General features: G+C 52.5%; 13 protein-coding genes. All 13 read right to left on the reverse strand.

The window, feature by feature from the left end:
- Positions 1–28: 28 nt before the first annotated feature.
- The 13 genes from GSQ62_RS09120 to nrfD all read right to left on the reverse strand — a co-directional run bounded on the left by GSQ62_RS09120 (position 29) and on the right by nrfD (position 11,872).
- Positions 29–589 (reverse strand): DUF420 domain-containing protein, encoded by a 561-nt coding sequence (locus GSQ62_RS09120; RefSeq protein ID WP_161889208.1) that lies wholly within the window; start codon positions 587–589, stop codon positions 29–31.
- Positions 567–1,178 (reverse strand): SCO family protein, encoded by a 612-nt coding sequence (locus GSQ62_RS09125; RefSeq protein WP_237587143.1) that lies wholly within the window; start codon positions 1,176–1,178, stop codon positions 567–569. The genes GSQ62_RS09120 and GSQ62_RS09125 overlap by 23 nt, the downstream gene beginning before the upstream one ends.
- A gap of 52 nt (positions 1,179–1,230) precedes the next feature.
- Positions 1,231–1,575 carry a cytochrome C oxidase subunit IV family protein gene (locus GSQ62_RS09130; protein ID WP_161889210.1) on the reverse strand — a complete coding sequence of 115 codons (345 nt, stop codon included), beginning with the start codon at positions 1,573–1,575 and terminating at the stop codon, positions 1,231–1,233.
- A gap of 95 nt (positions 1,576–1,670) precedes the next feature.
- The gene (locus GSQ62_RS09135) at positions 1,671–2,417 is read right to left on the reverse strand and encodes a cytochrome c oxidase subunit 3 (RefSeq protein WP_161889211.1); all 747 of its coding nucleotides are present in this window, start codon (positions 2,415–2,417) and stop codon (positions 1,671–1,673) included.
- Positions 2,418–2,439: 22 nt separating this feature from the next.
- Entirely contained in the window at positions 2,440–3,024 is a 585-nt protein-coding gene (locus GSQ62_RS09140) for a cytochrome c oxidase subunit 3 (RefSeq protein ID WP_237587115.1), read from the reverse strand.
- Between the two features lie 9 nt (positions 3,025–3,033).
- Positions 3,034–3,888, reverse strand: coding sequence for a heme o synthase (gene cyoE, locus GSQ62_RS09145; protein WP_237587121.1), 855 nt, complete (start codon positions 3,886–3,888; stop codon positions 3,034–3,036).
- 38 nt (positions 3,889–3,926) lie between these two features.
- Positions 3,927–5,009, reverse strand: coding sequence for a COX15/CtaA family protein (locus GSQ62_RS09150; RefSeq protein WP_161889214.1), 1,083 nt, complete (start codon positions 5,007–5,009; stop codon positions 3,927–3,929).
- 8 nt (positions 5,010–5,017) lie between these two features.
- On the reverse strand, positions 5,018–6,844 hold the full coding sequence (locus tag GSQ62_RS09155) for a cytochrome c oxidase subunit I (protein ID WP_161889215.1): 1,827 nt from the start codon (positions 6,842–6,844) through the stop codon (positions 5,018–5,020).
- Between the two features lie 19 nt (positions 6,845–6,863).
- Complete coding sequence (locus GSQ62_RS09160) at positions 6,864–7,934, reverse strand: cytochrome c oxidase subunit II (protein ID WP_161889216.1); 1,071 nt, start codon at positions 7,932–7,934, stop codon at positions 6,864–6,866.
- Positions 7,935–7,958: 24 nt separating this feature from the next.
- Positions 7,959–9,227 (reverse strand): quinol:cytochrome C oxidoreductase, encoded by a 1,269-nt coding sequence (locus tag GSQ62_RS09165; RefSeq protein ID WP_161889217.1) that lies wholly within the window; start codon positions 9,225–9,227, stop codon positions 7,959–7,961.
- 26 nt (positions 9,228–9,253) lie between these two features.
- Complete coding sequence (locus GSQ62_RS09170) at positions 9,254–9,928, reverse strand: c-type cytochrome (protein WP_161889218.1); 675 nt, start codon at positions 9,926–9,928, stop codon at positions 9,254–9,256.
- Positions 9,928–10,452, reverse strand: coding sequence for a DUF3341 domain-containing protein (locus GSQ62_RS09175; RefSeq protein ID WP_161889219.1), 525 nt, complete (start codon positions 10,450–10,452; stop codon positions 9,928–9,930). Before GSQ62_RS09175 ends, GSQ62_RS09170 begins: the two co-directional genes overlap by 1 nt.
- A complete protein-coding gene (gene nrfD / locus GSQ62_RS09180; RefSeq protein ID WP_161889220.1) occupies positions 10,445–11,872 on the reverse strand; it encodes an NrfD/PsrC family molybdoenzyme membrane anchor subunit in 1,428 nt (475 codons plus the stop codon). The genes GSQ62_RS09175 and nrfD overlap by 8 nt, the downstream gene beginning before the upstream one ends.
- Positions 11,873–11,888 lie beyond the last annotated feature (16 nt).

An 11,888-nucleotide genomic window follows, 5' to 3' on the forward strand; every position in this document is an offset into this window, starting at 1 on the left:
GTATTAACAATTATAAGTAGCGAGTAGTTTAAGTATAATACGGCGATATCAGCAGATAGACCAAAACCCCGGTTACAGCCACGTAAAGCCATATAGGGAACGTCCAGCGGGAAATGCGCCGGTGGCGCCTCAGTTGGTTGCTGATGCCGAAGTAAACAGACAGCAGCACCAGCGGCACAATGGCCACGGACAGTACGATGTGTGTCAGGAGGATGAAGTAGTATATATACTTCAGTGCGCCCTCACCGCCATAGGTAGTGCGCTCGCCCAGGAAGTGGTAGGTGACGTACGACACCAGAAAGATACAGGACAGCCCGAAGGCCGTGAGCATGGCCGCCCGGTGCGCCCTGATGTTCTGGCGCCTGACACTTATATACCCCACCACCAGCACGACGGCTGTGAGAGAGTTGATGCTGGCGTAGAAGCCCGGCAGCCACGACACGTCTGCCGCAGCCCCGCCTTCTTTCGGCATAAAAAAGAGCAGCGCAATCGTCACCGGCACCGCTACAGACAGCACTGCAATCAGTGTCAGGAACTTCCTGTCCCGGCTGCTCGCCAGTTTATCGTTATCTGCTCTTACCGTATTCATCCCGCAAAACGTTTATCTCTGTCACTAACCGTTCTATTTCTTTCTCGTCGGTGCCCTTGTAGATGCCCCTCACCTTTCCTTCCTTGTCCAGCAGCATCAGCCTGTCGGTCACCAGCACGCGCTGCTTCCCCAGCGGCAGCCCAAAACCCTGCTGCGCCAGCTCATTTATTTCCTGCCTGTCGCCGGTCAGCACGTGCCACTTATTTTCTTTTGCGCCATATATGGAGGCGTACTGCTGCAGCACCGCTGCGCTGTCGTGCTCCGGGTCTATGCTGATGGAGACGATCTCCACCTCCGGGTATTCCCCAAACTTCTCCTGCAGCCGAACCAGTTGCGAGGAGATTTCCTGAAGCTCCGGGCTGGCGGTGTCGAAGAAATGAACGACGGTGATATTGCCCTCCAGATCCGAAGCTGTGAACGGTCCTCCCTGGCTCGAGACAAGTGAAAAGTCCGGCACCTGCTGAAAAACCGTGTCGCCGCTGGCGGTATACTGCACCTCCCCCGACGCATCCACTTTGGGGAAATAAGTTCTGAGGGTGAAATGGTGCGTGCCGAAAATGCTGATAAAGGCGAAAATAAGAAGAGGCACCAATAGTAGGAATCCTAGTATCAGTGCCTTTGCCTTACCCATTACAGAAAATTTATTCGAAGTAGTTCGTGATCGACTCGTAATAATAGCTGCCTTCTGCAATCAGGGCCACCATCAGCCACACAATCAGGGCCAGGGGGATAATGATTGTCCAGATAAGCGCCTTGGTCTCATGCTTCAGGTGCATAAACTCCGCCACTATATAAAACGCCTTGAAAAGCGTCAGGATAATGAAGATGACGTTGCGCGTGGTGCCGGGCTCCATAAAGAAGGCAAACACGAACTCAAGTGCCGTAATCGCTACGAGTATTACAAATGTTCTCCAGATGGCCTTGGTCTGTGCCTTAGGAATTTCACCAGTGTGGTGCATGTCGTTGTCGGAATGGTGCATCGCCATATATCGATATCTTTAATTCTGCTTTGTTCTTCTTAGTTTATATATACCTCAGGTTTATATATACCCCAAGGTTTCGCCTCTTGTTTTTCTGCCTCTTAGATTAGGTAGAAGAATGTGAACACGAACACCCACACCAGGTCTACGAAGTGCCAGTAGAGTCCGATCTTTTCCACCATCTCGTAGTGCCCACGTTTGTGGTATACGCCGTTCACGGTGCTGATAAACGCGATGATCAGCAAAATAAAGCCAGTGAAGACGTGGGTGCCGTGGAAGCCCGTGATGAAAAAGAACAGGTCGGCGAACAGGGGCGGCCCGTACTGGTTGACGGTCAGGTTAGCGCCGAAAATCCTTGTTCCGTCGGCCAGCAACAACCCTTCCTCTGTGCCGGCAATAAAGTGAGACCACTCCCATGCCTGGCAGCCCAGGAAAGTACCTCCGAACAGGATTGTCCACAGCAGCCACTTCTGCACATCGTTTTTGTCCATGCGGTGCCCCGCCTCCACTGCCAGTACCATCGTCACGGAACTCAGGATGAGGATCATGGTCATCAGGGCGACGAAAGCGAGCGGAAGGTCTACGCCATGAAAGCCAGGGAAAGCGTTAAACACCTTCTCCGGGATGGGCCACCACTGCTGGGAGAACGTGAAAGCCTCCGCCTCACCGGTATATGGCAGATGCGTGTGGCGCGACAAGCCGTAAACGATCAGAAAAGCGCCAAACGTGAACGCATCTGAGAGCAGGAAAAACCACATCATGAGTTTTCCATAGCTCGCCTTCAAAGGCTCATTGCCACCGTCCCAGGTACCTGTGTTTGGTTTTTCCAGCGTAGATGAAGTAGACATAGATTATGTTTTGAAAACGTGTTTAGTGATTTATCCTTAAGAATATATACAAATATAGCCAAAGTCCTCCTAAAAAGTGCCAGTAGGTGGTACACAATTGGATGCGCAGCAGATTTTTGGAATGCACCTTGTATTTCAGGCTGCTCGCCAACGTGATGCACACGAAGATCAGCCCCGTTATCAGGTGGAAACCGTGCACGCCCGTCAGTACATACAGAAATGAGCCGGCGGGGTTGCTGCCGCTGCCCCCGAAATAGACATTGTTCTGCACCAGGATCGCCCAGGCGTTCCACTGCCCTACCAGGAAAGCCACCCCAAGCCCCAGGGTGACCAGCAGCATGATCTTCAGCCGCTGCAGGTTGTTGTGTTTGGCCGCCGCATAAGCCATCTGCATGGCAACGCTGCTCAGCACGATCACAATCGTGTTTATCAGCAGAATGCTTGGCAGGTCATACTCCAGCCAGTCGCCTTCCGCCCTCCTTACAATGTAAGCGCTCGTGAAGGCTGCAAACATCATAATAATACTTATAATAATCAACCACAGCGAGAACTTTAGCGGGTGTACCCCGGCGCCGTGATCGTTCTCTTTCAAGGTTTCGTTAGCCATGGCCATACGTTACAATTTATCTAATACAAAGGCTATCTGCACAATGGGCAGATATAGAAACGACCCGAACATAATGCTCATGGCTGCTTTCTTGGAGCAGGTGCGCATCAGGTAAAACGTCTGGGCCAGGAACAGCACGCCGCAGACAACCGCAATCAGCGCGGAGGTGGTGCCTGTCATGCCAAACTGCAGCGGCAACAGGCTCAGCGGTATCAGCACTAGGGTGTATATCATGATCTGGATGGCCGTCTTCAGGTTCTTGCCGCCCTCCATCGGGAGCATCTTGAAACCGGCTTTCTTATAATCTTCGTCGAGCACCCAGGCAATAGCCCAGAAGTGGGGAAACTGCCATATAAACTGAATGCCGAAAAGAATCCAGGCCTCCGCCCCGAGCACGCCCGTGGCTGCCGCCCATCCGATAAGCGGCGGCAAACCGCCCGGTATAGCGCCCACAAAAACACAGATGGGGCTGATGCGCTTCAGCGGCGTATATACGAAGCCGTAGAGCACCAGCCCGAGCAGGGAGAGTGCCGCCGTCAGCAGGTTGAAGTAAAGCCCTAACAGCGCCAGACCGCCTATGCCCAGCAGCACCGCAAACACAATAGCCTCTGTTACGGACAGTTGCCCCGTTGGCAGCGGACGCTTTGCCGTGCGCTTCATCATCCTGTCCAGGTCGCGCTCGATGATCTGGTTGATGATGTTGGCGGCGCCTGTCACCAACAGCCCCCCCAGCATTACCAGGGCAATGCTAAGATAGGAGGCATCCGGGAACCCCAGTATATATCCGATGGCGCTCGAAAAGGCGACAGTAAAGCTCAGCCTGAACTTCAGCAGTTTGAAATATGCTTTTGCCTTATGTGCCATGTTCGATGCCGGCAGTAGTGACGCAACTTCTTGTTGTACTAACATGATTGATGAATTGCTACTGGCTTTTTAAGTGCCTCACGGGAGGCATAATAATACAAGATCAGCAACTGGAACTGGACGCCGAAGAGCAGGGAGCCGAAAGTCAGGTGCAGTGGTTGCAGCACGGGCGGTATGGCGAAATAAGCCATGACCACACCGATGACAGTCTCAACGCCCACCAGCACCAGCATCACGTTCGTCAGCCTCGTGAGGATGGTGTTCCTTAGCCGGTAGAGCAGCATTGCCACGTACAAGTGCAGGGCCAGCACAACGATGGAGAAAGAGCGGTGTATATAGAAGCTCATCCCCAGTTTATCCACCCACGTGCCTCTGTCTGCGCCATTCATCGCGAACGACACCAGGTCCACCTCTTCCCGCACCTGCGTGCCCAGCATAATCTGGGCGAACGTGGCCACCGCCAGCACCCAAAGCAATGTGTTTACCTTGGGAGAATACGAAAGGTGGCCGCTTATATCCCGCTTCTGAGCGCGCACAACCGCATACTGCAGCATGGCCACGATTACCAGTGCCAGTGCCATATGTATTGTTATGGTTATCGGAAGCAGATTGGTGGAAACGACGATAGAGCCAAGCCATCCCTGGAAACCCACCAGCAAAAAGCTCACCAGCGCCAGGTAGAATATTGTCTTGTCGTGCTTTATATATGGCACGGCAAAAACAACCGTCAGGAAAATAAAAATACCTATCAGTACACCCACTAAGCGGTTCAGGTACTCGATCCAGGTCTTGGTTAAGTTAAACTCTGTCTCGATGTACTGGCTTGGATGAGAGAATATGGTGGCCGACAGCTTTTCGAACCCCATGTCGCCGAGGTAAGCCGCCAGTTTCTCATTCTTCTCAATCCGCTTCTGTTTGTATACCTCCAGGTAATCTTCCGGCAACTGGCTGACATCAGTCGGAGGAACCCAGTTTCCGAAGCACTTGGGCCAGTCCGGGCATCCCATTCCGGACCCGGTGCTGCGGACGATCCCTCCGACTAATATCAGGAAGTAAACAGCAAACACTGTTACTAACCCAAAATTGATGAATCTTTTACTATAAAATGACTTTTGAGCCATTAATCGGTTTATTCAAAATCTCTCTCCTGCGGCAGGTTGGATGACTGCGTCTGGGAGAAAGGTACGTTTTGCGGTATATAGTCTTCTACTGCACCCGGCTTGCTATAGTCGTACGGCCATCTGTAGACTGCAGGAATCTCTCCAGGCCAGTTGCCGTGGCCCGGATTCACCGGAGTGGTCCACTCCAGCGTGTTGGAGTGCCATGGGTTCAGGGTAGTCTTGCGGCCACGGAAGATGCTGTACACAAAGTTGAACAGGAAGATGAACTGTGCAGAGAACCCGAGGATAGCAGAAATACTGATGAACATGTTCATGTCCGTAAAGCCGTTGAACACCTCAAAGCCTGTCCAGGCGTAGTACCTTCTCGGGAAACCGGCGATACCTATATAGTGCATTGGCATAAATACGAGGTACACGGCAACGAAAGTCAGCCAGAAATGCACAAAACCGAGTTTGTCATCCATCATGCGGCCGAACATTTTCGGGAACCAGTGGTACACACCGGCAAACATCCCGAAGAAAGCCGCGGCCCCCATCACCAGGTGAAAGTGCGCAATGACAAAGTACGTGTCGTGCAACTGTATGTCCAGGGCTGAGTTACCGAGGATGATACCTGTAAGCCCCCCGGATATAAAAAGGGACACGAAGCCGACTGCAAACATCATGGCGGTCGTGAAGCGGATATTGCCTCTCCAAAGCGTAGCCAGCCAGTTGAAGACCTTCACAGCCGACGGCACCGCAATAATCAGCGTCAGGAACATGAAGACGGAGCCCAGGAAGGGGTTCATGCCTGTCACGAACATATGGTGCGCCCATACCACAAACGACAGCACCGCAATACCCAGCAACGAGCCGATCATCGCCCTGTAGCCAAATATCGGCTTCCGGGCATTAGTGGCAATCACTTCAGACACAATACCAAAAGCAGGCATGATCACGATATACACCTCCGGGTGGCCCAGGAACCAGAACAGGTGCTGGAAAAGAATGGCGCTTCCGCCGGAATGTGCCAGGGCCTCCCCTGCTATAAATATGTCGGAAAGGAAAAAGCTGGTGCCGAAGCTACGGTCGAAGATCAGCAAAAGGGCGGCGGAGAAAAGCACCGGGAAAGCGAGCAGTCCCAGCACAGCAGTAATAAAGAACGCCCAAATCGTAAGGGGCAGCTTCGTCATCGACATGCCCCTGGTGCGCAGGTTGATGACCGTGGTGATATAGTTAACGCCACCTAGCAACTGCGACACGATGAACAGGGCCATGCTGATCAGCCACATCGTCATACCGCCTTTAGAACCCTCAATTGCCTGAGGCAGCGCGCTCAGCGGCGGGTATACCGTCCAGCCACCGGCCGCGGGACCTGTTTCGAGGAACAGCGACAGGAACATGATAACACTGGAAATAAAGAATATCCAGTACGACAGCATGTTCATGAAGCCCGAGGCCATATCGCGGGCACCGATCTGCAATGGTATCAGGAAATTACTGAACGTGCCACTGAGGCCCGCCGTCAGCACGAAGAACACCATGATGGTGCCGTGCATGGTCACCAGCGCCAGGTAGAACTCCGGGTTAAGTTTTCCGTTCTCTACCCAGCCTCCCAGGATCGGCTCCAGGAAGGTGAACGTCGCCTCGGGCCAGCCCAACTGCAGGCGGAACAGGATTGAAAGGAAGCCACCGATGAAGGCCCAGGCGATACCTGTTATCAGGTACTGCTTTGCAATTACTTTATGGTCCTGGCTGAAGATGTACTTCTCGATGAAGTTTTGGTCGTGATGATGATCATGCTCCTCGTGCGGATGATGTACATCTTGGTTGATGGTAATATCTGTACTCGACATAGTCAACAGTATTTAAATGCTACAACTCAGTTTTATCTTCCTCTGCCTTTTCACCCGGCTTTGCGTCAAGTGCAAGATCCTGAGGTGCTTCAGTAGCGAACTTTGCCATTACGCCTGGATTCTGCTCCACAAACGGTTTCTGCTCCGCCAGCCATGCCTCGTACTCTGCCGGCTCGTCCACCACCAGCATAAACCGCATCGCAAAGTGCCCGCGGCCGCACAACTCCGCACAGGCCAGTTCATAGTTGAAATCCGGGTTCCCCGTCTCAGTCCGCATTTCAGCGGTGGTTTTCGTCGGCACGAACCAGAAACTCGTCGGCATGCCCGGCACGGCATCCATCTTCAGGCGGAAGTGCGGCAGGAACACGCTGTGGATCACGTCCCTTGATCTGATTTTGAGGAGCACGGGCTTTCCCACCGGAACGTGAATCTGGTTAGGGATAAAATCATCCTTCGCGCTTGGGTCGCTGAAATCAATGCCAAACTCGTTCGTGGCGTCTATCAGTGTTGTTTTAGACACGCCAAGCTGGCCATCCTGCCCTGGGTAGCGCACCATCCAGTTAAACTGCTTGCCCATCACCTCTACCACCACGGCGCTCTCCGGAGCGGCGCTGGTGATTTTTGTCCAGGTTTTCCAGCCGGCAAACACCAGCAGCGCCATCACAACGGCCGGAATCATCGTCCAGATGATTTCCAGTTTGTTGTTGTGCGGATAGTAATACGCCCGCTTGTTATCCTTGTGCTGGTATTTATAGGAGTAATAGAACAGCAGCACCTGCGTGATGGCGAATACTATTCCGATAACAATCATGGTTGTCCAGAACAGGCTGTCCGTCCATGTGCCATGCACCGAGGCAACCGGCAGGTTCATCCCCTCCCAGGAGTCTGCAAAAGACCAGATAAAAGCTGCACCGCCGCCTACCAGGAAAAGCAGGAGCAGTGTGCTGTTTACTCGGTTGCTGGTTTTAGTAGTGCCTGGTGCCCGCTCGCTGGAGCCCCTGAAGATGGAGGCCAGCGTCCCGATCCTGAAAAGGAGGAACAGTATGACAAATAAGAGAACTATGGATAAAACTATTGCGAACGTAATCATTATATAACGCTTTTAGTACAATCTCTAAACATGATGGTGAACACTCTCCTGAAGGAATGGGTGGTTCAGCGGCACCAGGGAGGCTTTCGTCAGCCCTTTTGTGAAAACCAGCAGGAAAAGACCCAGGAAAGTAAGCGCTGTGCCTATTTCTATGAAACCGATACCCGCGCTTGCGCCCATCGTTCCCGGCATCATCATCAGATAAAAGTCCAGCCAGTGGCCAACCAGAATGGCTATCATTACTATCTTGAGCATGATCATCTGGCGTTTTGCGTCTCTTGTCATCAAAACAAGGAATGGGAAAGCAAAGTTTACGATCAGGTTAGTGAAAAACACCCACTTATATGTTCCACCGTTTCCGCCCAGTCGCTCTATGAAGTAGATGGACTCTTCCGGTATGTTGGCATACCAGTACAGCAGAAACTGTGAGAACCATATATAGGTCCAGAAGATAGAGAACGCGAACACATACTTGCCCAAGTCGTGCAGGTGGTTGGCGTTCACGAGCTTCAGGTAGCCGTTCTGCTTCAGAAAAACGACGGCCAGCGTAATGGCGGCCAGCCCCGAAACGAACCAGCTGGAGAAGACATACCAGCCAAACATGGTAGAGAACCAGTGCGTGTCGATGGACAGTACCCAGTCCCATGCTGAAGTAGAGGAGGTGATACCGAATATCACCAGAAACATGGCAGACAGGCGGATGCTTTTGTGGTAATAATCTGTGCCCCCATACAGGTCCTCGTTAATGGAGTTTCTTCTGAGCCACATCGTGAACAAAGTCCAGAGGGCAAAGTAAACGACCATCCTGACCAGGAAGAACGGGGTGTTCAGGTAACCGGATTTCCCGGCGATGATCGGGTCATATTCCGGGCTGTCAATATCATAAAGGCCTTCGTGTGTCCAATGGAAGATGTCATGCGATCCGAAAAGGAACACCAGCAGCATGATGGCGCCGCCAACAGGCAGAAAGTAGCCCAATGCCTCCGGTACTCTTTTCACAAGAATTGACCAGCCAGAGTAGGCCACGTAATTGAATGCGACGAAAAACGTTCCGATCAGGGCGATGCCTGTAAAGTAGACGTTGTTCATCCAAAGGTTCACAAACAGACGGGTAGTCCAGTCTGCCGCCTCATGCCCCGCAGCAGCGGCCTCGTGGCCTTCTGCATGGTGTTCGCCTCCCCCGCCTGCAGCCATAATGATGATACCGGCAATAAGCAAAACCACACCTACAGCTATCATCAAGAAAAACCTGTTATTCGTTTTTCTGGAAATGATGAGTCTTTCTTCTGTCATTATCCTATAATAATTATGCCTTAGACTTAGTTTTCAGGAGTTCCTGCAGGTGTTCCAGTTACAGGGTTGTCTGTAATGGTCTCTCCACCGGCCTCGTTTTCAGTTTCCTCTGTGGTTGCTACAGTAGTTCCGGTTTCGCCTTTCTGTAGCTGCTGCACGTACATCACAATTTTCCAGCGCTCGGTCGGGTTTACCTGCGAGCCATATGGCATCATGCGGCCCCTGCCCTGCGCGATAACGTAGTATATGTGTCCGGCTGGCAACTCGGCCACGCGCCCGGCGGTGAAAGAAGGGACCCCTTTAAACTTAACACCCACCAAGCCTTGTCCGTCGCCGGCCTCTCCGTGGCAGGGCGAGCAGAAGCGGGAATACAGCACTTTACCCTGCGCTAAATTCTCTTCATTCTTGGCCAGCGGGTTTGTCAACTCTTCCCCGGCCGCTTCAGCTGTCTCTTCTGTCAGGTACAGGTTGTACCCCTGCATACCGCGCGCCACGGTTCCTTTTGCCGGTTCCCGCATGTTCATGCCGCCCGGGTTGTACTTATTCTCCTTGATCTGAGAATAAGGGTCCAATGCAATAGAGTGGTACATGTCCGGTGCATACTCCAGCCCCGGGCTCTGCTCGTTGCTACACGCAAAGAGTACTGCCGATGAGAAAAGCAGCGCAGAGGCTTGTAGTCCTATTTTAGAAAATCCTTTCATTATTTTACTACCTCCTTCTCGTTAACCTCCACGGCCCCGTTAGAGCGCAGCAGTTTGTTTAAAGCAGAAAGATCCGTTACGCCTTCCTTCACCTCGATGGCCATCACAAACTTGTCGTCTGTGGAGCGCTTGTCGAACACGTTCACCCGCAAAGATGGCTTCAGCCCCTGCACGATGAAGAATGCGATTACCATGCTGAAAGCAGAGAAAAGCACTGTTAGTTCGAATGTTACCGGTATGAAGGAAGGGAGCGCTATGTGCGGCTTACCACCGATGATCATGGGCCAGTCGAAGCCTAGCATCCATATCTGCATCCAGAGGGCAAAGCTCATCCCTGTCAGGCCCCCGAAGAAGGCGACTATCGGCAGCCTCGAGCGCTTGATGCCCAGCACATCGTCAATTCCATGGATGGGGTACGGGGAAAACACCTCGTATATCTTAGTGCCGGCAGCACGGATGTTCTCGATGGCGTGTAACAGCACATCTTCATCATCATATATACCAAGAACAAACTTCTTATTCATGTTTGTGATCTGTATTTGTGTTCAAATCTGTGTCAGTGCTGTGCATGGTTTCAGCATGCGAGTGCGTTACTCCTGAGGAAGACTTCAGAATGGCTTTTACCTCTGCCATGTTCACTACCGGAAAGAACTTCACGAAAAGGAAGAACAGGGTGAAGAACAGGCCGAACGTGCCGACATATACGCCGACGTCAATGATGGTAGGAGAGAACATCGCCCAGGAAGACGGCAGGTAGTCGCGGTGCAGCGAGGTCACAATGATTACGAATCGCTCGAACCACATCCCGATATTCACAAAGATGGAAATGATGAACGTTGCCGTGAGGCTTCTTCGGATAGAGCGGAACCAGAAAAGCTGCGGCGTGATCACGTTACACGTCATCATCGACCAATAAGCCCACCAGTACGGGCCGGTTGCCCGGTTGATGAAAGCGTACTGCTCATACTCCACGCCGGAGTACCAGGCGATGAAGAACTCTGTGGTATAGGCGATACCCACGATAGAGCCGGTGGTGATGATCACCTTGTTCATCGACTCGATGTGCTCCAGCGTAATGTAATCCTCTAACTTGAATACCTTCCGCGTGATGATCATCAGGGTCAATACCATCGCGAATCCCGAGAAGATTGCCCCGGCCACAAAGTAAGGCGGGAAGATGGTGGTGTGCCAGCCTGGAATCACGGAGGTTGCAAAGTCCATGGATACGATGGTGTGTACAGAAAGCACCAGCGGGGTTGCCACACCTGCCAGGATCAGCGATACCGTTTCATAGCGTGACCACCCTTTTGCAGAGCCTGTCCATCCCATAGAAAGGATAGCGTATGCTCTTCGGGCGATAGGGCCCACTGCGCGGTCGCGGATGGTGGCAAAATCGGGGATAAGCCCGATATACCAGAAAACCAGCGATACGGAGAAGTAAGTGGAGATGGCGAACACGTCCCAGAGCAGCGGCGAGTTGAAGTTAACCCACAGTGAACCAAAGGTGTTTGGCAACGGAAGCACCCAGTAGGCCAGCCAGGGGCGGCCCATGTGCAGAATAGGGAACATGGCAGCGCAGATTACCGCGAAAATCGTCATCGCTTCCGCTGCGCGGTTAATGGAGCTTCTCCACTTCTGGCGGAACAGGAGCAATACTGCCGAGATAAGCGTTCCGGCGTGGCCGATACCCACCCACCACACGAAGTTGGTGATGTCCCATGCCCAACCTACGGTCTTGTTCAGGCCCCACTCCCCGATGCCGAACCACACGGTGCGGTAAACGGAGTAAAAGAAAATAGCCAGTCCTACCAGCGATATAGCAAAGGCCGCCGCCCAGCGCGGGTTAGGCTTCGCCTCTACCTGTCTGCAAACGTCTTCTGTGATGTCGTGGTATGTTTTCCCCCCCGTTACAAGAGGCTCTCTTATCGGAGATACATGCTGCATAACGCTCTCGAATTAT

Origin of the sequence: Pontibacter russatus, from assembly GCF_009931655.1 — a bacterium.
Taxonomy (GTDB): domain Bacteria; phylum Bacteroidota; class Bacteroidia; order Cytophagales; family Hymenobacteraceae; genus Pontibacter; species Pontibacter russatus.

What these genes read in the sequence shown, in the direction of transcription:
- GSQ62_RS09160 (WP_161889216.1), bottom strand. Translation starts at nt 7,934, where the DNA reads ATGATTACGTTCGCAATAGTTTTATCCATAGTTCTCTTATTTGTCATA.
- GSQ62_RS09175 (WP_161889219.1), bottom strand. Translation starts at nt 10,452, where the DNA reads ATGAATAAGAAGTTTGTTCTTGGTATATATGATGATGAAGATGTGCTG.
- GSQ62_RS09130 (WP_161889210.1), bottom strand. Translation starts at nt 1,575, where the DNA reads ATGGCGATGCACCATTCCGACAACGACATGCACCACACTGGTGAAATT.
- GSQ62_RS09165 (WP_161889217.1), bottom strand. Translation starts at nt 9,227, where the DNA reads ATGACAGAAGAAAGACTCATCATTTCCAGAAAAACGAATAACAGGTTT.
- GSQ62_RS09135 (WP_161889211.1), bottom strand. Translation starts at nt 2,417, where the DNA reads ATGTCTACTTCATCTACGCTGGAAAAACCAAACACAGGTACCTGGGAC.
- GSQ62_RS09170 (WP_161889218.1), bottom strand. Translation starts at nt 9,928, where the DNA reads ATGAAAGGATTTTCTAAAATAGGACTACAAGCCTCTGCGCTGCTTTTC.
- GSQ62_RS09140 (WP_237587115.1), bottom strand. Translation starts at nt 3,024, where the DNA reads ATGGCTAACGAAACCTTGAAAGAGAACGATCACGGCGCCGGGGTACAC.
- nrfD (WP_161889220.1), bottom strand. Translation starts at nt 11,872, where the DNA reads ATGCAGCATGTATCTCCGATAAGAGAGCCTCTTGTAACGGGGGGGAAA.
- GSQ62_RS09120 (WP_161889208.1), bottom strand. Translation starts at nt 589, where the DNA reads ATGAATACGGTAAGAGCAGATAACGATAAACTGGCGAGCAGCCGGGAC.
- cyoE (WP_237587121.1), bottom strand. Translation starts at nt 3,888, where the DNA reads ATGGCACATAAGGCAAAAGCATATTTCAAACTGCTGAAGTTCAGGCTG.
- GSQ62_RS09155 (WP_161889215.1), bottom strand. Translation starts at nt 6,844, where the DNA reads ATGTCGAGTACAGATATTACCATCAACCAAGATGTACATCATCCGCAC.
- GSQ62_RS09150 (WP_161889214.1), bottom strand. Translation starts at nt 5,009, where the DNA reads ATGGCTCAAAAGTCATTTTATAGTAAAAGATTCATCAATTTTGGGTTA.